Source organism: Francisella frigiditurris (genome assembly GCF_001880225.1).
Classification (GTDB): domain Bacteria; phylum Pseudomonadota; class Gammaproteobacteria; order Francisellales; family Francisellaceae; genus Francisella; species Francisella frigiditurris.
Map to the genome: position 1 here is coordinate 600,801 of NZ_CP009654.1, position 26,186 is coordinate 626,986.

The following is a 26,186-nucleotide window of genomic DNA, read 5'->3' on the forward strand; positions in this document are numbered from 1 at the left end:
ATAAACGTAAAGAATGCCAAAAAAAATTAGATTTTATTATTGTTTATATAGTTGTTATAATTTTCTAATAATAATTTTTAAATTAAACTTAATATTTCTGTGAATTTGATAGATAAACCATCATATGTAAAATATCACGAGAGTGCGACTTTTTACTTTTATTCCGATGATGATTTAAAGTTTGATGTTTTGCTAACTTGCCCACATTCTGAGCTGGGACGCGATTTTATAGAGTTTGATTATCCTATATTTGCTGAATTAATAAAGCTTGATAAAGTTGCTTTTGAGCAATTTCTAGAAATTGAGTGTGATTTTGGTACAAGAGAATTGGCTAAAGAGATAGCTAAATTTCTTTATAATAAATTTAATTTAAAAACTTTAATAATAGAGCCATCTTTTCCTAGGTCAATATTAGACGCTGGTAGATTATATCCAAACTGTTTGAGAAACGTAATAGATTATAATCAACATCCAAAACTTAAAGCAGAGTTGCTGAAGCTTTACGATAGATATATGGAGCATCTTTGTCATGCTGTAGCTATAGCAAAAAGCTATAATGCAGTATCTATAGATTTGCATACAATGTCGACATATTCTCCAAATATTATTCAAGAAAGGTATGCTGAGGCGATCATAGAGACACCTGATAATTTAGAAGAATATATAAGGCTATTTAGAGATAGTCATAAAGAGGGAGAGCTACGATTAACAGAGCTTTTTACAGGTGATCATCGTAATGGTATTTTTGCAAATCAAGAGCTATTAGATGCTTTAGCGAAGCAATTTCATGATCAAGGTATAGAAATCCAGTATGATAAACCATATATACTAGCTGAGCATTTAGTTGCTCATTATTTAGTTTGTGAGCTTGGTACTGTGTGTATAGATCTACCTAAGGACTTTTTGTCAAAAAAAGTAACAAGTGACACAGATTATGATTTAGCAAAACTAGAAATAGATGAGATCAAATTAAATCAGATGACAGCTATTTTTTCTAAAGCTATTTATGACGCCCACATGCAATTAAAAGAAAAAAGAAGAGGTGAGATATGTCTACAACAAAAATAACAAATACATTATCTGAAAAAATGTGGGGCAAAAAAGCTATACATATTCCTAATACTACTGATATTTATGGAGCAGATTTGGTTAGCTCATTTGTTAGTAACTATATAACAAGAACACTTTGTTTATTGGCAAAAGATCATAAGATTGTATTGCCAAGAACTAGCATGAAAGTCGCAGAGCAAATGGTTAAATACTTTAAAGAGATTGGCCTTGGCTATATATCTATGGATAATTTCATTTTTATAGAAGATATATTGCAGCATTATAGATTTTCTACTTTAGTAATGAACTATGCTGATCAAATTCCTGAATTCAAAGATAAGGAGTTTGTATCTATTGTTCCTTTTACTTCATCTACATCAATAGAGTTAATGGGAATTAGATATGGTAAAGAGTATGGATTAAGCACATCTTTATCTGTTTTCCTTAATGATAAATCCTTCTTAAGAAAAATGTTACATGATAGAGGCATATTGGTTCCAAGTACTAATATGGTTTCTACAATTAGTGATGATTATGTAAAAAAATCTCTTGAGATATATAGAGAGTATGAAAATCATGGTATTTATGAATGTGCAGTTATTATTCCAAGAGCATGTTCCGGATATGGTATTCATAGATTTGAAAGTGAAAAAGAACTTAAAGAAGTTTTAAAATTGATGAGTAAGGTCGAAGTATTTATGATTGATCCTTGGCTTGATAATTTAGGTTCTCCAGCTTTCCAGATATGTATTGCGGATAAGAAAGAAGATGATATTTCTTTGGGATTAAGTGATCAAATGTTAGATGGTCAAACTCACTTGGGAAATAAATATAAGTCAAGGTTTGAAAAATACCCATCAGTTCAAAAACTTTGTTCAGAAGTGACAGAAATACTTCGAGAGCACGGTGTAAGAGGTGTTGTTGGAGTTGATTTGCTTATAAGAGAAATTGCTGGAGAAATTATTCCATATGTTTTAGAGGTAAATGCTCGTCAAACAGGTGCTATATATGCTGGTTTCTTAGCGCATGAATTAAGAGATGGCGAGTATAAGCCTTGGGTGGGTCATAATAATGTTTTGGTTCCAAAAGGATATACTATAGATGACTATCATGATTATTTGAAATCTAAAGGTATAGCTTATAGTTATGGTGATAAAGAAGGGGTTATTATTACCTGTATAGGAAATCTAGAAGCTAATAATAAAGTTATGATATTAGTTATAGCAGATTCAGATGAAAGACTATCTGAAATTCTTGATATAGCATGTTCTTGTAAATAATTGGATTCTTTAGATAAAAAAGATTTATTTATCTTCTATTTCTTTTGGTATAAATATTGAGATAGGTAAGCAGATTAATAGAAGAACTAATACCATATTTAGAGCAGTTTGATAACTAGATATAGTATAAACTTCAAGCTTAGTATTTGTGTGAACCATTAAAGTACCATAGTGAGTCAATATATATCCAATTAAAGGTAGTAAAAAGACAGGTATAAGGTTGTTAACCATATTTACACCAGCTGTTGCCGAGCCAGCTGTACCTTTCGGAGATATTGCTTTTGCAATAGCAAAAGTTACTGCTTGAGGACCTGCAACTACACCTAATAGCACATAGAATATAGTGAATGCTTGTATATTTAATGGAAGATATACAACTATAGCTAGCAGAGTAAATGATGCCGTGATACTTACAACTAACATAAAACGAAATCTAGTTGTCATAGAAGCTATGATTGCAGCTATTGCAAATCCCACAGCAGATCCAATAAATAAGAAACCATTTATAGAAGATGCCCCTGCTTGATCTATCCCGAATTTTGCTTGTATTAGCCCAACACCCCATAAAGAGCCTAGAACATTTATTGGAATAAACAATATGGCACCTATAATACTAGCTGCCCAAAATTTAGAATTTCCAAAAATCTTAAGTACTTTAAAAATTGTTTCTTTAAAATTTGCTTCACTTAAGTGTGTAAATTTTTCTACATGTTTTGGGTTGTCTCGTACGAACGTGATAACTAGGACTAATATTCCTATCCCAATATATGTAAATACAGCATTTCCGGATTTCCAACCAAAATTGTGTACTAAAGAAGATAAGATTGTATCAGTCATAAGACCACCTAGAATTCCTACAACTGTAGTGAAACCAATGAATGTTGCAAAGAATCTCTGAGGTAACCACATAGCGGCCATTTTAGCGGCGCCAATGAAACCAAAAGCTGAACCTATTCCCATAAGTATTCTGCCAAAAAAGGCTACTTCATAGTAATCTGTAGCTGAAAAGAGGTAGTTACCTAGCACACATAATGCTGTTGCAACACTTATAACAACTCTTCTATTATATTTATCCAATACAACACCAGCTGGAATTTGCATTATTGTATATGAAATAAAATAAGCAGAAGATAAAAAACCAAGGTGGGTATCGTTTATTGAAAAGGCATCTTTTAAGTTTGTTGCCATAACTCCAGGAGCGGCTCTTATAAAGAAGTCGTAACTATAGCAAAGTGTTGTTACTAGACAAATAACCCATGCTAGAGCCATAAGTGATTTTGAGTCAGGTAAATGTGATTCTGAATTCATAGTAATATACAAAATTATTTATGATAATTTCAATATATAGCATCTTATAAAAGAAGTAAATGAGGATTAGTGATCAGATTGTTGTAAAGTTTCTATTATTTCATCTTCCTTTTTTTCTCTCTCTAGGAATTTAGATTTATCTTCAGCAACGTACATATATACAACTGGTAAAACAAATAGAGAGAATATAGCACCTACTACTAATCCACTTGATATAACGACCCCAATACAGTTTCTACTTACAGCACCAGCACCAGATGAGAATACTAGAGGTATTACACCAACAACCATTGCTGAAACTGTCATTAGAATGGGTCTTAATCTTTGAGAAGATGATTTTACTATGGCATCGTACTTGTTTAATTTCTCAACTTTTTGCAAGTGGTTTGCAAATTCAACAACCATAATACCTTGTTTAGATATTAATCCTATTAGTGTAACTAGTCCTAATTGAGTATAAATATTCAGGGAAGCCCATGATGCTCCAAGATATTGACCTAAGAACAGTGGTAGTAGAGCTCCTGATATAGCCATAGGAATTGTCACTAGAATAACTAAAGAATCTCTAAAACTTTCAAACTGTGCGGAAAGAGCTAAAAAAATAAGGATAATGGCAAAAGCAAAAGCAATCATCATTGTATTACCGTTTTCTATATATTGTCTAACAGAGCCAGAGTAGTTATATGAAAATCCATTTGGAAGTTCTGCTTTTGATAACTCTTCCATATAGTCTACTGCTTGACCCTGAGTGACTCCTGGCGCCATAACTGCTGAAATAGTAGCTGAGTTTAACTGTTGGAAAGTATTTAATGTAAGTGGTTGCCCTTTCGTTTTAAACTGAACCAAAGCAGATATTGGAATTTGAGAGTTAAACATATTTTCTATAGGAGTTTTTATGTCTAAATAAATGCTTCCCAGTTGCTCTTGTGTGAGCATATCCATTCTAGGGAGTTGAGGAATAACCTGGAAACTATATCCTAGACGGAAGAAATAGTTAATGTATCCTCCAGCGTAGCTATATTGCAATACGCTAGAAATATCTTTCATCGAGAGCCCTAAGTTTCCTGCTTTTTCTCTATCAATCTTGATATCAGTAACAGGATTGTCAAACTTAAGATCACTTTGGGCAAAAACGAATAAACCACTTTTCATCATTTTAGCGATGAAATCATTGGCAATGTCATAAATCGCCTCATAATCAGTAACTCCTTGAATAACAAATGTCATAGGAGCTCCTCTAGGGATACCTGGTAAGGAAGGTGTTTGATATGTGTAGGTCTGTATTCCTGCAATGTTTGTTACTTCAGATTGTATTTTTTGAGCAGCTCGGGGTTGCAGAATTGTTCTCTCATCCCAAGGTTTCATAATAAATCCACCAAATATCACGTTTGAACCCATTACACCATTTAAAATGAATGTGTTCTGCTCTCCTTCAATATTGGTTAATATTTTAGCTAAAGGATTACTAAAAGTATTTAAGTAGTTTATGTTAGCAGAAGATGGAGCAGATCCCATTATCGCTATAAAGCCTTGGTCTTCTATTGGGGCAAGTTCAGATTTAATGTCTCGCATCATAAAGAAGCAACTTGCTGTCACAATTAGACCGACTATCGCAATAGATGGCTTAACTTCTAGTACGAATTTTAGAATGCTAGTGTATTTGGCAGTTAGCTTAGTAAAAAAACTATCTATATAATGTACTAATTTGGAATCAAGCATTTCTCTATTTAATACTCTTGAACAGAGCATTGGAGAAAGTGTATATGCAACTATACCTGATATTAATACAGCTCCAGCTAGTGAGTATGCAAACTCGGTAAATAATGCTCCTGTAAATCCTGTCATCATACCAATAGGTGCATATACTACTACTAAGGTTAGTGTCATTAATACAACTGGATTAGCTATTTCTCTAGCTCCTTTAATAGCGGCAGGGAATGGTTCCATTCCTTCTTCTATATGACGATAAATATTTTCTAATACAACAATAGCATCATCTACAACCAGACCAATAGCCAAAATCATAGCTAATAGAGTTAAGAGGTTTACTGAAAATCCCATTACCTTCATTAGGAAAAATGAGCCTATGATAGATAGCGGAATAGCAATAATAGGAACAACTACTGCTCTAAAAGATCCTAAGAACAGGAACATAACAATAGAAACAATAATCACTGCTTCAAATAGAGTATGTAAAACCTCTTCGATAGAACTTTCAATATATAATGTACTATTGAATGCTACATCAACATTTAGTCCATTTGGAAGTCCTTCTTTAATAGATGGGAGTTCGTCTAAAAGAGCAGCTACAACAGTAAGAGGGTTCGCATCAGGAGATACAACAGCACCAGCTAGAACAGCTGTTTTACCATCAAATTTTACTGATGAGTCATAAGTTTGTGCGCCCAATTCTACTCTAGCTACATCTTTTAGCCTTATTATTTGTGTCTCAGATTTCTTAACTATTAGGTTTCTATAATCTTGAGCTGTAGACATACTAGTTTCAGGATTAAGAACATAGTTAAGATATGGGCCTTGTATAGCGCCTCCAGCAGCTATTAAGCTGTTTGATCCAATACTGTCAGCAAGCTCCGTAGCTGTTATACCATATTCAGCCATTTTCTCTTTATTAGGATAGATTCTCATGGCATAAGGCTTATTTCCCCAAACACTAACCTTAGATAAACCACCTTTAGCTAATAGCCTAGGTGTTAACTCAGAGTTTATATATGCTGTGATATCTGGAGGAGTCATGACATCACTTGTAAAAGCAAAAATTAGAGAAGGGAAGTCATCTGCTGGGTTAACCTGTATAGATGGAGAATAAGCATCTTTAGGTAATCTATTTATAACAGCATTAACATATTGTACTACTTCAGATAGAACGTCATTTGTGTTATACCCAAGTTTTACATAAACATTTATAGTACTTGTTCCTAATGCTGACGAAGAAGTCATGTAATCAATACCTTTTGCAGCACCAACAGAGTTTTCAATTGGTCTGGTAACAAAAGCTTGAATGTTTGCTGGACTAGCGCCAGGATAATTTGTTGTAACAGTTATTGTTGCACTATCAATGTAAGGATATTGTCTAATCTGTAATGTGAAAAAGGATCCTATCCCTATTACTATTATCATAAAGCTTATAGAAAGGGATAAAACGGGTCTTCTTATGAAAGTGTCTATAAAATGCTTTTTAATAAAATTAGTTTTTGGAGCTTCTGTTTCCACTATTGAATATCTCCATTATAGATGTCATTGCTTAGTTCTACAGAGTTATTTACGATAACTTTTGCACCTTTTCTTATTTTGTTTTGACCAGATGTTACTATTGTTTCCCCTGCTTTTACTCCAGATACTAGTGCAAGATTATCTTTAGTTTCTAAAACTTCTATGTTGTCCTGACCAACTTTGTATAGAGTATCTTCAGTTTGTACCGTTTTCATGCCTCCATCTGCTGTAGATGTATAAGATGCTTTTGTAGGTTTCCCGTCATCATCAGTAATTGTTTTTAAAGTGTAAACAGATTCGCCATAAAGGTTGTAATTTATAGCATTTCTCGGGATAACTATAGCATTTTTTTCTATTGGTAGGTTTATATGAACAGTTACAAACATACCTGGTAATATTCGGTGATCTTTATTTTTATAAATTGCTTGAGCCATAATAGATCTATTTGAACTATTAATAAAAGAGTTCACAGCAGTTATTTTTGCTTCAAAAGTTTCATTTTGGAATGTGTCAGAATAAAAACTTATAATGTCGCCAACCTTAATTAAATTAACCTTGTTTTGAGGGATTGGGAATGTTATAAAGATAGGAGATATAGTGGTAAGCGTTGCAGCATTATCACCATTATTAAAATATTGCCCTAAGTTTATGTTTCTTATACCAATTCTTCCATCAAAAGGAGCTCTTATGACTTTAAATGCAATTTGTGATCTTATGTTGTCAACTTGAGCTTTTGCTGAAAGGTAATCAGCATTTGCTTTATCTGCTGATTCTTTAGAGGTTGCACGTTGGGCAACAAGTTGCTTATATCTTTCATCTGTGATTTTAGCTAATTTTAGATTTGCTTGAGCTTCTTCTAAGCTTGCTTCTAATTGACTAGTATCAAGTTTAAAGAGTAGATCACCTTTTTTAACTTCTTGCCCACTTTTGAAAGCAATTTCGCTGATTATACCGCCAGACTGAGAGGAGATGGCAGTTGATTGAATGGCCTGAGCCTCACCAATTGTATTTATAATTGGTTGCCAATCTTGCTCTTTTACTAAAACTGAAGTAACTGCCGTAGGCTGAGGCACATAAGAGGCCATGCCTTGTTGTATCATTGATTTTACTAATTGTGAAAATCCAAAAACCAAACCAAACATTATAGCTGTAGTTACAGCAATTGTTATTCCAGCAGCTTGTCGATTATTCTTTAGTTTTAAAAATTGTCTTTTAACAAAATTAATTTTTTGGATGAAGTAAATTAGAGCGACAGTTAAGCCCAGAGAGCCTAAGAAGTACCAAGCTATAAATAGTACTGCAATTACAAAAGAAACATAATATATTTTTTTGGATTTAATTTTTTCGTAGAATTTATTCCATTTATCTTTAATTTTGTATAAAAAAGCTTTTGTTTTCTCAGACATCTATGATTCCTTCGAATTAGTAAATATTTTTCTTAAAAATGAGACTATATTTAAGCAAGTAATTAATATAAATATAATTAAACTATAGGAAGCTAAAGATAGCCCAGGAATTTCTTTCAAAGTTGCTGAACAACTACTTGTTGATCCTGATACGGACGTTACAGCGCTTATAATGAAAGAGTTAGTTACTGTATCACAGGCAGCAATTTTTTTAGATGGGGAAAAGTATTGTAGGTATACTTGAGCACCAGAGAAATATATCCCTAAAATAGCTAAAAAAAGTATTATGGCTAGAGTTATAAACCAGTATTTTTTGAATTTAAATAGCCCGACAATGCTTAGTACAAGAATACCAATTAAGCACAATTGTTGTAATATGCATAATGGACAAGGGGTTAAATTTAATGTGAGTGCAAGGCATATAATTATTAGCTCAACAAAAGTGCATATTATTATGTTTGTCAGAAAAGGCTTATCTAAAAAAATTCTCATATATTTGATAACTCTTATAAGGTATGTTTGCTCAAACATTTAGTAGTTTGTGATTGTATCATAATTTAAAATGTTTTTTTATAATATTCAGCTGCAGGGTTTTAGCTAGTTTCTTTTTGTCTGTAGAGGAGGCTTTTGAGAAAGCGTTATTATAATTTAATTTTAGTAATTTAGAAACGGTTTCAAAAGTGGAGTCTATTTTTTCTTCCAAATTATTTAAGTTTATGAGTTCTTTTAATTTGTTCATAACGATTTTAATTTTTTGTAAAAGAATGTTGTCTCTTAATACGTTTGATTGTTTTATTAGGAGAAGTATTTCATCATGGTTTGTCACTTTACTTATTTGAAATAAACAACAAGTGGCATTAATAATTTTTGAATGTTTATTGTTTAAATAAAGTTCAGTTTTTAATTTATCTATTTGATCCGGTGTAAAAGCAAAAAAAGTTAAAGCGATTTTAATTTCTATACTGCTTTGTTCATATGTGCTAGATATGAAAAAGCTTTTCTTTGGTAATTTGGAGAAATGTTGCTTAATGTGTGGAAAAAGAATTTCTAAACTATTTAGGTTTTTAAGAGTATTAAAAAATATTTTAGGATTTTTTAAAGATTTTATGAATTCGATGTTTATCCTTTCCCTTTTTAGATCAGTAAGCTCTCCAGAATTAGCTATTTTTATACAAAGCTCTTTAGTCTCTTTAGCAATCTTAAAGTTGAAGTCTGATAATTGGGCTTTAAATCTTGCTATTCTTATGACTCTTAAGGGATCTTCTGTGAATGCTAAACTAGTGTGACGTAAAATCTTTTTTTTTATATCAAGCATTCCATTTAAAGGATCAATTATTTCTCCTTTTTCAGTCATGGCAATGGAGTTAATAGTTAAGTCACGCCTTAGTAAGTCATCTTTTAGAGTTACGCTTTTGTCAAAGATTGTTTCAAATCCACAGTAACCTTTTCCTATTTTTTTCTCTTTTCTAGCTAAAGCATATTCTTCTTTAGTATTTGGATTAATAAAAACAGGAAAGTTTGAGCCGACCTTTTTGTATCCTAAAGTAAGCATTTTTTCTTCATTTGCTCCAATTACAACCCAGTCTTTGTCTTTTGGAGTTATGCCTAGAAGAATATCTCTAACTGCCCCGCCAACTAAGTAGATTTTCATGTGAATAAAAGATATGAAATGACTTTCTTAAACTTTATGTTAGCATAAAAAAGTGTATAATTAATTCTAGTTGTGTTTTTATAATAGGTCTACTTTTTTACAAATATGTCAAATTCTATAGATAAAATAGATATTAAGTCTTCTCCAGCGAATGATTTTAGTAGTGGTGTTCCTAGTAAAGAAAAAGTAACTACTCTTTATAAGAGGCTTATTTATCAGGTTAGACACCTCTGGTGGTTTTTAGCTATAGCAGCGATAGGAAGTATATTTTTCTCAGCAGCTGATGCTTCTATGATCTATTTGATAAATCCAATATTGAATTATGGGTTTGGAGCTGGCGGAGACATAACTAAGCAAAGTGCGAAAGTTTTAATGTTTATGGGACTTGGAATGGTTGGGCTGTTATTTTTACGCTCAGTTGGCTCGTTTCTATCTCAATACTTTATAGGTTCATTAGGTCAAAAAGTTGTTTATAAGTTTAGAAAAGATATTTATAAAAGGTTCATGGATTTGCCAGCAAGCTTTTTTGATAAGCACTCTTCTGGGCAGATTATCTCTAGACTTCTATATAATGTTGACCAAGTTACTGAAGCAACATCAACAGCTATTATAACAGTTGTCCAAGATGGTACATTTGTTATTGGGCTTATTATTGTAATGGTTGTTTCAAGCTGGCAGCTATCTTTATTTTTGATTGTAGTTGGACCTTTTTTGGGTTTGTTTATTACCTTGATAAATAAAAAATTTAGGTCATTGAGCAGAAATACTCAGTCTTCTATGGGAAATGTGACTCATACTGCTGAGGAAACTCTTAGAAATTACAAAGAGATAAGAATATTTGGAGCTCAAGAAAAGCAACAGAAAAAATTCTTTAAAAATCTGGATTATACGTATTCTCAGCAAGTAAGAACAATTGCTTTAGATGCTTTAACATCACCAATTATACAGATTATAGCTTCATTAGTTTTAGCTTTTTCTTTGTTTACTATAGCTATTTTTGGGACAAATGAAAGTGGTTCTTCATGGTTGACAGCAGGCTCTTTTGCCTCTTTTTTTGCGGCTGCTGCTGCAGTATTGAAACCTATAAAAAATCTAACAAAAGTTAATGTGGTTATACAAAAAGCGGTTGCTGCTACAGAAGATATATTTTATATACTAGACTATCCTGCTGAAAAAGAAACAGGAACAAAAAAGCTTACTAAATCCGATGGTAAAATTAATATAAAGAATCTATCTTTTTCATTTGGAGATAAAAAAGTTCTAGATAATGTTAATGTTGATATTAATTCAGGTGAGACAGTAGCTTTTGTTGGTAAATCAGGAAGTGGAAAAACAACTCTTACAAGTATAATATCTAGATTTTATATACAAGATGAAGGTGCGATATTCTTGGATGGTGTTGATACAAAAGAGCTAACTTTAAAAGATTTGAGATCTCACTTATCAATGGTCTCTCAGAATGTTCATTTATTTGATGATACTGTTTATAATAATGTTGCATTTGGTCTTGATAGAGATGTATCTGAAGAAGAGGTCTTAAAAGCTCTAGAAAAGGCTAATGCTTTAGAGTTTGTAGCTACTTTGCCTGAAGGAATGCATACAAGTATTGGAAATAATGGATCTAAACTTTCTGGTGGGCAAAGACAAAGAATATCAATTGCTAGAGCTTTGTTGAAAGATGCTCCTGTAATAATATTTGATGAGGCTACTAGTGCGCTAGATAATGAATCTGAAAGAGTGGTTCAGCAAGCATTAGAAAATCTCACTAATTCAAAAACTACTATTATTATAGCTCATAGATTAAGCACAGTTGAAAATGCTGATAAGATAGTAGTGATGGATAGTGGTAAAGTTGTTGAATGTGGAAAGCATGAAGAACTTATAAAAAATGGTGGATTGTATAGTAGGTTATATCAATCTGGCCTAGAGTAAAAAATGATTGAGAAGCACTGGTACTCAAGAAAAAAAACAATACTATCAACCATACTTGAGCCTGTTTCTTATATTTTCTCAAAAATAGCATCACATAGAAAAAAAAAGCTCCAAGAAAAACAATATAAATCAAATATTCCTATTATAATTGTTGGAAATATTTCTGTTGGTGGAACAGGTAAGACGCCAGTAGTAAGAGCTTTAAGCGAATATTTTATTTCTCATAATAAAAAGCCAGCTATTATCAGTAGAGGGTATGGGGCTAAAGCAGATACTTATCCTTTTGAGGTTGATCAAAATACTAAACCATCAAAATGTGGTGATGAGCCTTGTATGATGTATGATGCTCTAGAGGGAAAAGTTCCGATAATTATAGATGTGGATAGAACTAGATCTATAAAGTTTATAGAAGAAAAGTATCCAAATATAGATGTAATAATATCTGATGATGGCTTACAGCATTATAAGATTGCGAGAGATTATGAGATAGTTGTTGTTGATGCAACAAGGATGTTTGGAAATGGATTAACTTTTCCAGCAGGACCTCTTAGAGAGTCGATTGAGAGAATAAAAGAGGTTGATGCAGTTATAGCTATTGGAAACTGTAAAGATGAAGATAAAAAGCTATTACAAGAGTTTAACAAAAATATTCTCTTCACAAAAATTATTCCTAAAGAATTTGTAAATATAAAAACAGGCGAAAGAAAAAGCTTAAGCGAATTTAATAGAATTAATTTAACTGCTATCGTAGGTATAGGTAATCCACAAAAGTTTTTTAACTCTTTAGAGGAACTTGGCGTGGTTGTTACTAAAAGAAAAATATTTAAAGATCATTATAAATTTAAAGAGTGTGATTTTATAGAGTTTGATGGTGATGATGTAATAGTTATGACCTATAAAGATGCTGTTAAGTGTAAAAATTTTGCAAAAGAAAACTGGTGGTATTTAGATATTTCAATAAATATAAATTTTGATAGTTTATGTTTAGTATATGATGTGGTTTAAATTTAGTGAGCCTAGGCAATAAATGAAAAGTTGGAATTCTTCAGAAATATTTTTAGAAGTGATTACTAATATTAGTCTCGAGGGTAGTAAAGATGTAATAGGATCGGAAGAGTTTACTGATCCTAATTATGGAACTCTATTAAGCCCTAGTTAATCAATTTTTGTATTATAGTATTGACCAAAGAGTAGGATGATGTGTTAGATGAAAGAATGGAAATCTTGAGAATTAAATTTAATATATTGACAGAGAAATTTGTAATTGAAGCTGGTAAGACTTATACTAATGCGTCACAGGAGTATAATCATATGCGGGCTTTCCAGTTAATATAGAAGAATTGTTTTTAAAGCTTTTGAGTGAGGGAAGTTTATCGAACAAGGAAAAAATCAACCAGCGAATAATGAAACAACGATTACTCCGAGTGCTGATGGCCCAGCATCGTAATAATCATAAACTATACGTAATTAAACAAGAGGTAAGGATATAAAAGTAGTTTAATTAGCTTTTTAGATCTTCATTATTAAAGCACATTTGGTTTGATTTATTATCTCATATATAATTAATTCAATTAAATTAAATTTAGAAATATTTTCTCGTGGAAAAAATAATATTAGTAGATGGCTCATCTTATTTATTTAGAGCATATCACGCCTTACCATTCCTTAGTAATAGTCAAGGAGAGCCTACCGGTGCTATTCTTGGCGTAATAAATATGTTAAAAAAACTCACTCAAAAGTATCAAACAGATCATATAATTGTTGTTTTTGATGCTGAAGGGAAAAGCTTTCGCCATGATATGTTTGCTGATTATAAGGCAAATAGAAAGAGAATGGATGATGAGTTAAGAGTTCAAATTAAGCCACTTCTTGAGATTATAGAGAAGATGGGTTTTCCACTAATTATTGAAAAGAATGTTGAAGCAGATGATGTAATAGGAACTTTAGCTAGAAACTTTAAAGATGATTTCGAAGTTGTTATCGTAACAGGAGATAAGGATATGGCTCAGCTTGTTACGGATAAAGTTGTACTTTTTGATTCTATGAAAGATGTTGTTACAGATCCAGCTAAGGTGGTTGAGAAGTTTGGTGTAACACCGGAACAAATTATAGACTATTTAGCGCTTATGGGAGACTCTTCAGATAATATTCCAGGTGTACCAAATGTTGGTCCAAAGACAGCAGTAAAATGGTTGCAAACCTATAATGATATAGAAGGTGTTATTGCTCATCAGGATGAGATAAAAGGAAAGGTTGGTGAGAATCTTAGAAATAATATTGAATTATTAAGACTTTCATATGAGTTGGCAACAATTAAGTGTGATTTAAATTTACCACTAAGCTTAGAGACTTTAAAACGAGGAGAGGCAGATAAAGAGTATTTGCAAGAAGCTTTTAAAAGGTATGAGTTTAATTCATTATTAAAAGAGTTCGAAGTAAAAGATACTTCTAAGAAAGAGGTTGTTAAAAGCTATAAAACAATTCTTTTAGAAGAAGACCTTGATAAGCTAGTTGAGAAACTTTCAACTGTTGAGGTTTTTGCTTTTGATACTGAAACTGATTCTCTAGATACTAAAGAAGCAGCACTTGTTGGAATGTCTTTTTGTTATGAAGAAGGAGAGGCTGTATATATTCCATTACAACATAGATATTTAGGTGTTCCTCAGCAATTATCATTAGATTTTGTTTTAGATAAGTTAAAGCCTATATTTGCAAATAATTCTAAAAAAATAGCACATAATTTTAAATTCGATGAAAAAGTTTTATCAAAATATGGTGTTCAGATATGTGGAGACATACATGATACGATGATTATGGCATACGTTCTTAAAAGTACAGGTAGACATGATATGGATAGTCTGTCAAAAGAAAATTTAAGAATAGAGCCGATTCCGTATATTAGTATTGCAGGAACTGGCAAAAAGCAACAAACTCTAGATTGTATAGAAATAGAAATAGTTTCTGAATATGCAGCAGAAGATGCTGATATTACTTTTAGGCTATACAATCATTTTCTTGAAAAACTAAAGAAAGAAGATGTTTTATATAAGTTATATAAAGATGTGGAAATGCCTTTATTACTCATATTAAATGAGATGGAAAAGCTTGGTGTAAAAATTGATGTTGAGAAGTTAGAGCAACAAAGCTACGATCTGCAATCTAAGATTGATGAGCTAGAGAAAGAGTGTTTTATTCTGTGTGATCAAGAGTTTAATCTGTCATCACCTGTACAGCTTAGAGAAATACTGTTTGAGAAAATGAATTTACCAGCAGTCAAAAAAACTTCAGGAGGACAGGCATCAACTTCTGAAGAGGTTTTACAACAATTAGCTGAAGAGTATGAAGTTGCTAGATTAATAATGGAGTATAGGCATTTATCTAAGTTAAAAAACACGTATACAGAAAAGCTACCTAAAATGGTTGATTCTAATAGTAGAGTGCATACTTCATATAATCAGACGGGAACGGTAACAGGAAGATTGTCATCTTCAGATCCAAATTTGCAGAATATACCAATTAGAAGTCCGCAAGGTAGAAAAATTAGGGAAGCGTTTGTAGCAGAAGAAGGGTTCTATATAGTTGCTGCAGACTACTCTCAGATTGAGCTTAGGATAATGGCAGATCTTTCTAAAGATAAAAATCTTTTAAAAGCATTTAATCAAGGTTTAGATATCCATGCTGCGACTGCTGCTGAGACTTTAGATATTGATATAAAAGAAGTCACTTCAGAGCAAAGAAGAAGAGCAAAGGCAGTGAATTTTGGACTAATTTATGGGATGAGCGCTTTTGGCTTGGCTAAGCAATTAGAAGTTTCTAGATCAGAAGCACAGAATTATATAGATATATATTTTAATAGATATCCAGCAGTAAAAGAGTATATGCAACAAGCAAAGGATTTTGCTAAAAAGAATGGCTATGTTGAAACTATTTTGGGTAGAAGATTATATTTGCCTGAAATTAATTCACGAAATGTCCCCCAAAGGAATGCTGCAGAAAGAGCTGCAATAAATGCTCCTATGCAAGGTACAGCCGCAGATATTATAAAAAAAGCTATGATTGCAGTTAAAAAAGACTTGGTTAGTAAGTATAATCAAAATATAAGAATGATAATGCAAGTTCATGATGAACTAGTGTTTGAGGTGAGAAAAGAAAAAGCAGAAACTCTAGCGCTAGAAATAAAAAACATTATGGAGCAGGTTGTCACTTTAAGTGTGCCATTAGAGGTAAATGTTGATATTGGTGATAACTGGGAGCAAGCCCATTAAGAGGTTATTATGTTATTAGTAATGGATGTTGGAAATTCGCATATACATATAGGGGTTTTTGACAAAGATAAAATTATTGGCCAGCTTAGATATGCAACATCATCAGTTGACTCTACTTCAGACCAAATAGGTGTTTTCTTAAGACAAGCTCTTAGAGAAAATGATATAGATCCTCTTGATATTAAAGGATGTGCTATTTCTTCCGTTGTTCCTCATATTAATTATTCTTTAGGTTCAGCTATTATTAAATACTTCAAGCAAAAAGCATTTTTTGTAAATATGGATGTGAAATTAAAGCTTGATATGTCAAATGTTGAAGCTCATCAAGTTGGTGCTGATAGGATCGCAAGCTGTATTGGAGCAATACAAGACTATCCAAATAGGAATTTGCTTGTTATTGATTTGGGGACGGCAACTACTCTTGATATAGTTACTAAAAATAGAGAGTATCTGAGTGGGGCAATATTGCCAGGGATGAAGCTATCATTAAATGCATTATGTGCTGGAGCATCGCAACTTTCATCAATTACTATAGCTAAGGCGAGTAAGGCGACAGGGTATGATACTACTACAAATATCAGATCAGGATTATACTTTGGCCATTTAGGAGCGATAAAAGAAATTAAATCTAGAATGATAAAAGAGCTGGGTGATTCTGATGTTTTAACTATCGCAACAGGTGGCTTCTCTCATTTATTTAAGGATGAGGGTATTTTTGATGTAATATCTCCTGATTTGATTTTAAGAGGTATTAGAACAGCATATTTAAATAATTCTGCAGGTGAGTAAATGTTAAAAAATAAAAAAGTAATAATCTTAATATTCGATTCTTTTGGTATTGGACATGCTCCTGATGCTGATAAATTTGGAGATGTAGGATCTGATACTTTTGGACATATTGTTGATTATTTTAAAAACAATGGTTTGTCTTTGAGTTTGCCCAATCTATCAAAAAAAGGCCTAAAAAAAGCTGCTGAATTAAGTAGTGGTAAAGAGTTGTCATTAGATATAACCGATGGAAATGATACTGTTATTAATTCTAAATATGGTAGTTGTACAGAGGTGAGTAAAGGTAAAGATACTCCTAGCGGACACTGGGAAATAGCTGGTGTGCCAGTAATGTTTGATTGGTATTATTTTTCTCCTAAAGAAGAAGGTGGAAGCTATTTTGATAAAAAATTTATAGATCTTTGGGTTGAGAGAGCTAACCTTACCGAAGGTTTTATTGATGCTGGACATGCTTCAGGTACAGAGGTTTTAAAAAGACTAGGTTGTGAAAGCTGTATAACAAAAAGTCCAATAATTTATACGTCTGCAGATAGTGTTTTTCAGATAGCTGCGCATGAAGATTATTATGGCTTAGACAGATTATTAGAGATTTGTAAAATAGCTAGAGAAGTTTTAGATGAATTAGGTATGTGTGTGGGTAGGGTTATTGCTCGTCCTTTTATTGGAGAGTGTGCAGATGAATATGTGCGTACTGGTAATAGGAAGGATTTTTCTATTTTACCTCCAGCTCCCACACTTTTAGATAAGCTAAAGAAAGCTGGTGGGAATGTAGTTTCCATCGGTAAAATAGCTGATATTTATGCAAATCAAGGTATAACTAAAAAAGTCAAAGCTACAGGTCTTGAAGAATTATTTGATAAAACGATACAAGAATATAAAACAGCGTCGGCAAATAGTTTAATATTTACTAATTTTGTTGATTTTGACTCAAGTTTTGGACATAGAAGAGACCCTAAGGGATATGGTAAAGCTTTAGAATATTTAGACTCAAGGTTACCAGAACTAGATGAAATTCTTGATGAAGATACTATAGTCATTATGGCGGCAGATCATGGTTGTGATCCAACTTGGCCAGGCAGTGATCATACAAGGGAACATATTCCATTTTTGCTTTGGGGTAAAAGTATTGAGAGTGAATGTATAGGGATTAGAGACACATTTGCAGATATTGGTCAAAGTATAGCTGATTATCTTGGCTTAGATGCTCTAGAGAATGGTAAGTCAATTTTTAAGTAAAGGTCAAAATGATTAGTAAAGAAAAAATAGTTTCTCTGATGGATCTAACATTATTGGGCGATGATGATTGCGAGCAAGATATTATAAAACTTTGTTCAAAGGCAGAAAATAAACTTGGAAGAGTTGCTGCAATATGTGTTCATAAACAGTTTATTGAATTAGTTAAAGAAAAACTATTTGATGAATTTGAGGTCGCAACAGTTATAAATTTTCCTAGAGGCGAAGCTAACTTACAAAGCGTATTAGCAGAAACTAAACAGGCGTTAGCTTTAGGCGCAGATGAGATCGATTTAGTTATAGACTATAAAGAATATAACGTACAAGGATCTTCAGCAAAATCTTGTGAAATCATATCTGAAATAAAAAAAGTTTGTGGTAGTAAAGTGTTAAAGATCATTATTGAGTCTGGAAAGCTAGAGAGTAAAGAGCTAATTCTTAAAGCTACTCAAGATGCGATTGATAATGGAGCTGATTTTGTTAAAACATCTACTGGTAAAACGAAGGTGGGAGCAACTACCGAAGCTGCTGAAATCATGCTGCAAACTATTGCTAAAGCAAATAGAGTAGTTGGTTTTAAAGCATCAGGTGGAATTAGAGATTATGATCAAGCAGTTAGTTATATAAATTTAGCAGAAAAAATAATTTCCAAAGACTATATTGATTCAAAAACATTCAGGCTTGGTGTTAGTGGCTTACTAGATAATCTTCTTAATACTCAGAAAGCTAATAATAGTTATTAATACTTCTTAAAACCTCTAAAAAAATTCCAAAAAGATATTTATTTTTAGTAAAATTTACTCAGTTTGTGTCATTTTCATGTGCTAAGGTTAGAGATGTTTGTAAAGTTTATGTTTTTTTTATTAGGGATTATCTCTGTTTTTATCTTAGCTTTTGCTTGGAGTAGTGATAGAAAAGGAATTAAATATAAATATTTATTTATAATTTTACTTGTTCAATTAGGACTTGCAGCTTTCTTACTTCGCTCTGATATCGGAGTTACTATTATTAGTAAAATATCGGAAGGATTCGAACATTTATTAGATTGTGCTCATGATGGTTCTGAGTTTATATTTGGTAGTCTTACAGATATGAATAAGAATGGTTTTATATTCTTCTTTAATGTCGGAATGCCAATAGTTTTAGTTTCAGCAATCATAGGTATTTTACAGTATTTTAAAATATTGCCATTGATCATAAAAGGTATAGGTTGGGTTTTATCAAAAGTTACTGGAATGGGGAAGTTAGAATCTTTTAATGCCGTAAGTTCTTTAGCAGTTGGGCAATCAGAAAACTTTATAAATTATAAAAAAATTATTGGCCATCTACCATCTAATGTTTTATATACTATGGCTGCTACAGCAATGTCTACGGTATCTTTAGCTGTGGCTGGAGCATATATGTCATTACTTGAGCCAAAATATGTTTGTGTTGCAATGGTTATGAATATGTTTGGTACTTTCTTTGTTTTGACTATTATAAATCCATATGAAAAATCTGAAGAAATTAGCTATGACAAGCTACATGAGCAATTTGAAGAGGAAAAACAAGACTTCTTTGAAATGCTTGCTGAATACATATTAGACGGTTTCAAGGTGGCTATTATAGTATGTGCTATGTTAATAGGGTTCATAGCATTACTACATTTAGTGGATAGTATTTTTAGTAGTATATTTGGTATTACTTTTAGAGATATATTGGGTTATATATTTTATCCATTTGCTTGGGTTTTACATATTAATAATAATGAACTTTTACTAGCAGGTAAGATTATGGGAACTAAGATGGTTACTAACGAATTTGTTGCTATGCAAATGATGAGTGGCCATGCTAAAGAATTAACAGAGCATTCAACGGCTGTTTTATCTGTGTTTTTAGTATCATTTGCTAATTTTAGTTCTATTGGGATTATTATTGGAGCAATACAAGCTCTTAGTAAAGAAGCTTCAGTTAAAGTCGCGAAGTTTAGTTTAAAGATACTATATGGAGCTGTATTAGTAAGTTTCTTATCTGCTTGTGTTGTTGGTTTCGTTGTTTAAGGGTTTTTAAATGATAGAAAGAATTTTTTTCTTTTTATTAGGTATCTTTCTTGTCTTTATTTTAGCTTTTGCATTTAGTTCTGACAGAAAAAATATCAAGTATAGATGGCTTTTTATTTTGTTATTTATTCAATTAATCTTATGTGGAATTCTCTTAGAATCACACATTGGTGTTTTGATAATGAAAGGTGTTACTAATGCTTTTAATTTTTTGATAGATAAGGCGCAAGTAGGTATTTCATTTGTATTTGGAAATATTGATAAAAATAAAGATAATGGCTTTGTATTATTTTTAAATGTTTTAATGCCAATTGTTTTTATTTCAGCATTAATAGGTATTTTACAGTATTTAAAAATTCTACCTTTAATTATTAGAGGAGTTGGATATCTATTATCAAAAGTTAGTGGAATGGGGAAGTTAGAGTCATTTAATGCTGTAAGTTCATTGACTTTGGGTCAGGCTGAGAATTTTATAGCTTATAAAAATATTCTTGGGCATTTATCACCTAATGTTTTATACACTATGACTGCTACAGCAATGTCTACAGTATCACTATCTATTTTGGGATCTTATATGGTTATGATAGATCCTAAATATGTATGTGTAGCAATTATTATGAATATGTTTAGTACATTCTTCGTTTTACATATTATAAATCCATATGATTTTAAAAAAGAAACTTCTTATGAAGAATTAGAAATAGATTATGATACTGATAGTAAAAGAGCTTTTTTTATTGTTCTAGGCGAGTATATTATAGATGGTTTTAAAATAGCCACTGTTATTGCTGCAATGTTAATAGGTTTTATGGCATTAATTGCAACTTTAAATTCATGTTTTGAGTTTATTATAGGAATTAGTTTTCAAGATTTATTAGGGTATGTTTTTTATCCAATTGCATGGGTTTTAAATATTCCATCAAATGAAATGTTATTTGCGGGTAAACTCATGGGAATAAAGTTAGTATCTAACGAGTTTGTTGCTATGCTTATGATGAAAGATCATTTGACTGAAATATCTTTACATACTCAGGCAGTAATTTCTGTGTTTTTAGTATCATTTGCTAATTTTAGTTCTATTGGAATTATCGTTGGAACAATTTACTCTTTAGATAAAGTGGCTGTAGAAAAAGTAAGTAAATTTAGTTTGAAAATACTTTATGGAGCAACATTAGTCAGTCTTCTGTCAGCAGTTGTAGTTGGAGTTTTTGTTTAGAGGATTTTATATGAAACCACTTTTTATAGTTATAGAAGGTCTTGATGGAGCTGGAAAAAGTACAGCTATAGGATTTATAAAAGAGTATTTTGAGAAAAAAGCCTGTAAGGCAGTTTTTACAAGAGAGCCGGGTGGTACAAAAGTTGCTGAAGAAATTAGAGAGTTGGCACTTAGAGAATATGATGGTGAGCAAGTTGCTTCAGATACTGAATTACTTCTGATGTATGCTAGTAGAATTCAGCATGTTGAAGCTCTTATAAAGCCAAGCTTAAATAATGGAATAACTATTGTTTCAGACAGATTTTATTGGTCTAGTCTTGCTTATCAAGGAGGAGGAAGACAGCTAGGGTTTGAAAAAATAGAAGCGTTAAATAAAACTTTTTTAAGCGAATGTGAGCCAGATATTGTTATTTATTTAGATATTGATCCAGCTGTAGGCTTAGCAAGAGCTGGAAAAGTTGGTTCTCCTGATAGAATAGAAAAAGCAGGTTTAGAGTTTTTTGAAAGAGCTAGGAAAGTATTTCAAAACTTAGTTAAAGAAAATGATAATGCTTTTCAAATAGATGCAAGTAATTCGTTAGAGGAAATTAAACAGGATTTATCAAAGATATTAGATAAGTATTTTTAGTTTCTTTGTTTTTATAGTTTTAGTAGAATCTTATACATTATTTTTAGGTCCAATAATTATTTATTAAATAAAGTTATGAATGAAATGTTAAAAGAAATAGCAAAACGAAGAACTTTTGCGATCATATCTCACCCAGATGCGGGTAAGACAACAATTACAGAAAAAATGTTACTTTTTGGAAATGCTATTAAAACAGCAGGTACAGTAAAAGCAAAAAAAAGTGGTATTCATGCAACTTCTGACTGGATGGAGATGGAAAAACAGAGAGGAATTTCTATAACTACGTCTGTTATGCAATTTCCTTACAATGAAAGGGTGGTTAATCTATTAGATACACCGGGACATGAAGACTTCTCAGAGGATACATATAGAACTCTTACAGCTGTTGATTCAGCACTGATGGTGGTTGATGCTGTAAAGGGTGTTGAAGATAGAACTATTAAGCTTATGAATGTGTGTCGCCTAAGAGATACCCCTATTGTTACATTTATGAATAAGTTTGATAGAGATACTAGGGATCCTTTAGAGCTTTTGGATGAGGTTGAAGATATTTTAAAAATCAAATGTGCTCCTATGAATTGGCCTATAGGTATGGGTAAGTTTTTTAAAGGAGTTTATGATTTATACCAAGATGAAGTTACCCTTTTTGAAGGCGGGCATGGTCATGAGATTCACCCTTATAAAAAAGTAAAAGGCTTGAAAAATGCTAAGGAAGCTATTGGCCCTGACTTATATGATGAGTTAGAAATGCAAATAGAGCTTGTGCAAGGAGCTAGCCATGAATTTGATGAGAAAGAATTTTTGGATGGAACTTTAACTCCAGTATATTTTGGTACGGCTTTAAGTAATTTTGGTGTCAAAGAAATGATGGATGGATTTACAAGATATGCTCCAGCACCGCAGTCACGTGAAGCTGATCAAAGAGTTGTTAAAGCTGATGAAGATAAGTTGACTGGATTTGTTTTTAAAATCCAAGCTAATATGGATGAAAAACATAGAGATAGAATAGCTTTTTTCAGAATCTGTTCAGGAAAATATGAAAAAGGTATGAAAATTTTTCATGAAAGAACTGGTAAAACTATGCAAGTTTCTAAAGCTCTTACTTTTTTGGCAGGTGAAAGAGAGCAGGTCGAAGAAGGATTTGCTGGAGATATTATAGGATTGCATAACCATGGTAGTATCCAAATAGGTGATAGCTTCACTCAAGGAGAGAAACTTAAGTTTAAAGGTATTCCAAACTTTGCTCCTGAAATCTTTAAAAGGGTTAAATTAAATGATCCTTTAAAAATGAAAGCGTTACAAAAAGGACTTATTCAATTATCAGAAGAGGGTGCTACACAAGTATTTAAACCAGTTATATCTAATGATTTGGTTTTAGGTGCTGTTGGTGTTTTACAGTTTGATGTTGTAGCTCAAAGGTTAGCTTCAGAGTATAATGTGAAATGCTCTTATGAAGGAGTGAATGTTTCTTTAGCGAGATGGATTTTTTGTAAAGACGAGAAAAAATTAGCAGAATTTAAAAAGAAATATGAAGTAAATATAGCTTATGATGGCGCAGGATACTTGACATATTTAGCTCCTACTAATGTTAATTTGCAGTTAGCAAAAGAAAAAAATCCTGATATTATTTTTAGTGCGACTAGAGAACACTAGATACACCTATTTTTAAGCTAAAAAAATATGATATAATTTTGTGTGATTTATTATAAAAAGTATTTTGGAATTAGGAATGTTTGATATTGTCAAGAAGTTGATATGTTCTGTTGTGCTAGTGTTTCTAACTAGTCATTATGTTTTTAGTATGGATATCTATACAGTACAGTCTAATGATTATTTATATAAAATAGCAGCTAATCATTCCATAAAAGGAGTAAGCAATTCTGAGCTTGTTGATGCTATAAAAGGAATAAATAAACCAGAAATTCCAGATATTTTATCTAACAGAATAGGTGTTGGAGATAAAATTGCAATACCTACAACAAAATCTGAGGTTGAGGATGGTTTAATTTTATTAAGAAACCAGTATTCTTCAGATGGATCTCAAGGTGTAGCTAATGATACAGGAAGTTCTGTAGCTAGTAATGTGAATTCTGTTCCAGAAGTGATCGATGATAACTTGGGTGATAAAAGTATGATTGCTAAATCATCTTCGTCATCTACAAATTCTGTTCAGCATAATGTTCCAGGGATTATCTTTGAAGATAGTAAATCTGTGGCAACTAAATATGGTCATGATTTAGATACCCAAATACAAGGTGTAGAGTCTGAAATAAAAGCAGGAACTTCAGGTTTTAGTGGTTTTTTAAGAATAGTGGCGTTTCTTTTATTCCTTGGAGTGGTTGGATTTTTTGGGAAAAAATATTTGGACTCTAGGAATGATAAGAAAGAAAAAGAACTTGAACTTATTTCTAAAAAAAGAAGAGATCATTTGATGTCAAGAATTTCACCTGTTGTTTCAGATGTGGAATTTTATAGAACTGATAAAAATGATGCCCAAGCTGAGTTTGATTTTTTCGCAGGTAGTGGAGAGAATCAACAAAATTCAAATGTTAATAACAATAATGTGTCATCAGCAAGCCTTGATGAAGAAGATTATGGTGAAGATTCTTTACCAATAGATAATTATGCTGAAGAAGTAAGTTCAGATGTTGTTTATGGTGAGAAGGATAGAAATATTGCTGTTAGAACTGATAGAGGCGTAATCTTTGAAACAAGTGAAAATAAATCATTAACTACTGATGAAAGCTCTAGCTCTAATAATGAAGAAGGTTATGAAGATTTTAAAGAGCAAGAACAGTTATATGTTATTGAACTAGTTGATCAATACTTAGATAGTGAAAAATTTGTTGAAGCGAGTATAACTCTACAAGATTCATTAGAAACTGATTCTAATAACGTTGATTTAAGATATAAACTTTTAGAAGTTTATGCAAGAGCTGGTGATGAGATAGCTTTTGATGGAGAGGTGCATTTCATAAAATCAAAAGGAATAGTAAGCATGTTTGATCCTCTTCATCAGAAGATAGCTAAATTAAGAGATAGATATTTCGAATAGCTTATTTTTTCAATTGTTGCAAATAAGCAACTCTTAGTGCAAAATCTGTAATTATTATTTTTTCTTCTTCAAATTCTAATGTTTTTCAAAAAAAATAAAAGCTCAGAAGATATTAGCAAAGACTTAGTAAATAATTCAATCGAAGATAAAAAAGGCTTATTTTCTAGGTTACAAAAAGGGCTTTCTAAAACAGCAGGTAAATTAGGTAGTGGCTTAAGCACTATACTGATGGGTCAGAAAATAGTTGATGAGGAACTATTAGATGATATTGAGATGCAGTTATTAACTGCTGATATTGGTATAGAAGCAACAGATCAAATTATTTCTTATCTTAGAGATAAAGTGTCTAGGAAAGAGATCCAAACAGCAGATAAGCTAAATGAAATAATAAAACAGAAATTACATGAAATAATATTACCTTGCCAAAAGCATTTAGAAGTTGATCTAAATAAGAAGCCTTATGTTATTTTAATAGTTGGAGTAAATGGGGTAGGTAAAACAACTACTATAGGTAAACTAACTAAAAAAATACAAGCTCAAGGAAAAAGTGTAATTTTGGCTGCTGGAGATACATTTAGGGCTGCTGCTGTTGAGCAATTAAAAGAATGGGGTCAAAGAAATCATGTTCCTGTGGTTGCGCAACATACTGGAGCGGATAGTGCTTCTGTTATTTATGATGCTATTTCTTCAGCAAAGACAAAAGGAGTTGATGTTGTAATAGCAGATACAGCAGGAAGATTGCATACAAAAGATAATCTAATGGAAGAGCTTAAAAAAGTTGTTAGAGTTATAAAGAAAATAGATGAGTCTGCACCTCATGAAATAATGCTTGTCCTTGATGCTACAACTGGACAAAATGCTTTAGCACAAGCTGAAGTTTTTAATAAAACCGTAGGATTAACAGGTATAACAGTTACAAAATTAGATGGAACAGCAAAGGGCGGAATGGTTTTTTCTCTTGCTAAGAAGTTTTCTCTACCATTTCGATTTATTGGAGTTGGTGAAGGAGTTGATGATTTACAAGAGTTTGATGCAGAAAATTTCACAGAGGCTTTATTCTCTATAGAATCTTAATATTATAATTCGCACTTATCCTTAAATAA

At 31.9% G+C, this 26,186-nt stretch carries 20 protein-coding genes; 15 read left to right on the forward strand and 5 right to left on the reverse strand.

Annotated elements, in window-relative coordinates; translation table 11 throughout:
- Positions 1-99 precede the first annotated feature (99 nt).
- Positions 100-1,068: a hypothetical protein gene (locus KX01_RS03040; RefSeq protein ID WP_071663591.1), complete on the forward strand. Its 969-nt coding sequence runs from the start codon at positions 100-102 to the stop codon at positions 1,066-1,068.
- Positions 1,050-2,330, forward strand: coding sequence for an ATP-grasp domain-containing protein (locus KX01_RS03045; RefSeq protein WP_071663592.1), 1,281 nt, complete (start codon positions 1,050-1,052; stop codon positions 2,328-2,330). Before KX01_RS03040 ends, KX01_RS03045 begins: the two co-directional genes overlap by 19 nt.
- A gap of 24 nt (positions 2,331-2,354) precedes the next feature.
- On the opposite strand, the gene KX01_RS03050 is transcribed toward KX01_RS03045, so the two are convergent.
- The 5 genes from KX01_RS03050 to KX01_RS03070 form a co-directional block, all read right to left on the reverse strand.
- Positions 2,355-3,638 (reverse strand): MFS transporter, encoded by a 1,284-nt coding sequence (locus tag KX01_RS03050; RefSeq protein ID WP_071664736.1) that lies wholly within the window; start codon positions 3,636-3,638, stop codon positions 2,355-2,357.
- Between the two features lie 66 nt (positions 3,639-3,704).
- Positions 3,705-6,776: an efflux RND transporter permease subunit gene (locus KX01_RS03055; protein ID WP_232223350.1), complete on the reverse strand. Its 3,072-nt coding sequence runs from the start codon at positions 6,774-6,776 to the stop codon at positions 3,705-3,707.
- Between the two features lie 92 nt (positions 6,777-6,868).
- Positions 6,869-8,275 (reverse strand): efflux RND transporter periplasmic adaptor subunit, encoded by a 1,407-nt coding sequence (locus KX01_RS03060; protein WP_071663593.1) that lies wholly within the window; start codon positions 8,273-8,275, stop codon positions 6,869-6,871.
- A complete protein-coding gene (locus tag KX01_RS03065; RefSeq protein ID WP_071663594.1) occupies positions 8,276-8,767 on the reverse strand; it encodes a disulfide bond formation protein B in 492 nt (163 codons plus the stop codon).
- 58 nt (positions 8,768-8,825) lie between these two features.
- Complete coding sequence (locus KX01_RS03070) at positions 8,826-9,926, reverse strand: hypothetical protein (RefSeq protein ID WP_071663595.1); 1,101 nt, start codon at positions 9,924-9,926, stop codon at positions 8,826-8,828.
- A 105-nt stretch (positions 9,927-10,031) separates the two neighbouring features.
- On the opposite strand from KX01_RS03070, the gene msbA reads away from it, so the two are divergent.
- The 13 genes from msbA (at position 10,032) to ftsY (ending at position 26,157) form a co-directional block, all read left to right on the forward strand.
- The gene (gene msbA / locus KX01_RS03075) at positions 10,032-11,858 is read left to right on the forward strand and encodes a lipid A export permease/ATP-binding protein MsbA (RefSeq protein ID WP_071663596.1); all 1,827 of its coding nucleotides are present in this window, start codon (positions 10,032-10,034) and stop codon (positions 11,856-11,858) included.
- A 3-nt stretch (positions 11,859-11,861) separates the two neighbouring features.
- Entirely contained in the window at positions 11,862-12,863 is a 1,002-nt protein-coding gene (lpxK, locus tag KX01_RS03080; protein ID WP_071663597.1) for a tetraacyldisaccharide 4'-kinase, read from the forward strand.
- Positions 12,864-12,885: 22 nt separating this feature from the next.
- Positions 12,886-13,017: a hypothetical protein gene (locus tag KX01_RS09570; RefSeq protein ID WP_269556825.1), complete on the forward strand. Its 132-nt coding sequence runs from the start codon at positions 12,886-12,888 to the stop codon at positions 13,015-13,017.
- A 439-nt stretch (positions 13,018-13,456) separates the two neighbouring features.
- Positions 13,457-16,123: a DNA polymerase I gene (gene polA, locus KX01_RS03085; RefSeq protein ID WP_071663598.1), complete on the forward strand. Its 2,667-nt coding sequence runs from the start codon at positions 13,457-13,459 to the stop codon at positions 16,121-16,123.
- A gap of 9 nt (positions 16,124-16,132) precedes the next feature.
- Positions 16,133-16,912: a type III pantothenate kinase gene (locus KX01_RS03090; RefSeq protein WP_071663599.1), complete on the forward strand. Its 780-nt coding sequence runs from the start codon at positions 16,133-16,135 to the stop codon at positions 16,910-16,912.
- A complete protein-coding gene (locus tag KX01_RS03095) occupies positions 16,913-18,148 on the forward strand; it encodes a phosphopentomutase (RefSeq protein ID WP_071663600.1) in 1,236 nt (411 codons plus the stop codon).
- Positions 18,149-18,156: 8 nt separating this feature from the next.
- Complete coding sequence (gene deoC, locus KX01_RS03100) at positions 18,157-18,888, forward strand: deoxyribose-phosphate aldolase (RefSeq protein ID WP_071663601.1); 732 nt, start codon at positions 18,157-18,159, stop codon at positions 18,886-18,888.
- Positions 18,889-18,981: 93 nt separating this feature from the next.
- Positions 18,982-20,184: a NupC/NupG family nucleoside CNT transporter gene (locus KX01_RS03105; protein ID WP_071663602.1), complete on the forward strand. Its 1,203-nt coding sequence runs from the start codon at positions 18,982-18,984 to the stop codon at positions 20,182-20,184.
- A 10-nt stretch (positions 20,185-20,194) separates the two neighbouring features.
- Entirely contained in the window at positions 20,195-21,400 is a 1,206-nt protein-coding gene (locus tag KX01_RS03110; RefSeq protein WP_071663603.1) for a NupC/NupG family nucleoside CNT transporter, read from the forward strand.
- Between the two features lie 10 nt (positions 21,401-21,410).
- A complete protein-coding gene (gene tmk / locus KX01_RS03115) occupies positions 21,411-22,028 on the forward strand; it encodes a dTMP kinase (protein WP_071663604.1) in 618 nt (205 codons plus the stop codon).
- A 75-nt stretch (positions 22,029-22,103) separates the two neighbouring features.
- Positions 22,104-23,681, forward strand: a complete 1,578-nt coding sequence (locus tag KX01_RS03120; protein WP_071663605.1) for a peptide chain release factor 3 — start codon at positions 22,104-22,106, stop codon at positions 23,679-23,681.
- A gap of 148 nt (positions 23,682-23,829) precedes the next feature.
- Positions 23,830-25,083 (forward strand): LysM peptidoglycan-binding domain-containing protein, encoded by a 1,254-nt coding sequence (locus KX01_RS03125; protein WP_332245031.1) that lies wholly within the window; start codon positions 23,830-23,832, stop codon positions 25,081-25,083.
- A 78-nt stretch (positions 25,084-25,161) separates the two neighbouring features.
- Entirely contained in the window at positions 25,162-26,157 is a 996-nt protein-coding gene (ftsY, locus tag KX01_RS03130; RefSeq protein ID WP_071663607.1) for a signal recognition particle-docking protein FtsY, read from the forward strand.
- Positions 26,158-26,186 lie beyond the last annotated feature (29 nt).

Coding starts and splice junctions, on each gene's coding strand:
- KX01_RS03045 (WP_071663592.1), top strand. CDS start 1,050: ATGTCTACAACAAAAATAACAAATACATTATCTGAAAAAATGTGGGGC.
- KX01_RS03050 (WP_071664736.1), bottom strand. CDS start 3,638: ATGAATTCAGAATCACATTTACCTGACTCAAAATCACTTATGGCTCTA.
- KX01_RS03055 (WP_232223350.1), bottom strand. CDS start 6,776: ATGATAATAGTAATAGGGATAGGATCCTTTTTCACATTACAGATTAGA.
- KX01_RS03060 (WP_071663593.1), bottom strand. CDS start 8,275: ATGTCTGAGAAAACAAAAGCTTTTTTATACAAAATTAAAGATAAATGG.
- KX01_RS03065 (WP_071663594.1), bottom strand. CDS start 8,767: ATGAGAATTTTTTTAGATAAGCCTTTTCTGACAAACATAATAATATGC.
- KX01_RS03070 (WP_071663595.1), bottom strand. CDS start 9,926: ATGAAAATCTACTTAGTTGGCGGGGCAGTTAGAGATATTCTTCTAGGC.
- msbA (WP_071663596.1), top strand. CDS start 10,032: ATGTCAAATTCTATAGATAAAATAGATATTAAGTCTTCTCCAGCGAAT.
- lpxK (WP_071663597.1), top strand. CDS start 11,862: ATGATTGAGAAGCACTGGTACTCAAGAAAAAAAACAATACTATCAACC.
- KX01_RS09570 (WP_269556825.1), top strand. CDS start 12,886: ATGAAAAGTTGGAATTCTTCAGAAATATTTTTAGAAGTGATTACTAAT.
- KX01_RS03090 (WP_071663599.1), top strand. CDS start 16,133: ATGTTATTAGTAATGGATGTTGGAAATTCGCATATACATATAGGGGTT.
- KX01_RS03095 (WP_071663600.1), top strand. CDS start 16,913: ATGTTAAAAAATAAAAAAGTAATAATCTTAATATTCGATTCTTTTGGT.
- deoC (WP_071663601.1), top strand. CDS start 18,157: ATGATTAGTAAAGAAAAAATAGTTTCTCTGATGGATCTAACATTATTG.
- KX01_RS03105 (WP_071663602.1), top strand. CDS start 18,982: ATGTTTGTAAAGTTTATGTTTTTTTTATTAGGGATTATCTCTGTTTTT.
- KX01_RS03110 (WP_071663603.1), top strand. CDS start 20,195: ATGATAGAAAGAATTTTTTTCTTTTTATTAGGTATCTTTCTTGTCTTT.
- tmk (WP_071663604.1), top strand. CDS start 21,411: ATGAAACCACTTTTTATAGTTATAGAAGGTCTTGATGGAGCTGGAAAA.
- KX01_RS03120 (WP_071663605.1), top strand. CDS start 22,104: ATGAATGAAATGTTAAAAGAAATAGCAAAACGAAGAACTTTTGCGATC.
- KX01_RS03125 (WP_332245031.1), top strand. CDS start 23,830: ATGGATATCTATACAGTACAGTCTAATGATTATTTATATAAAATAGCA.
- ftsY (WP_071663607.1), top strand. CDS start 25,162: ATGTTTTTCAAAAAAAATAAAAGCTCAGAAGATATTAGCAAAGACTTA.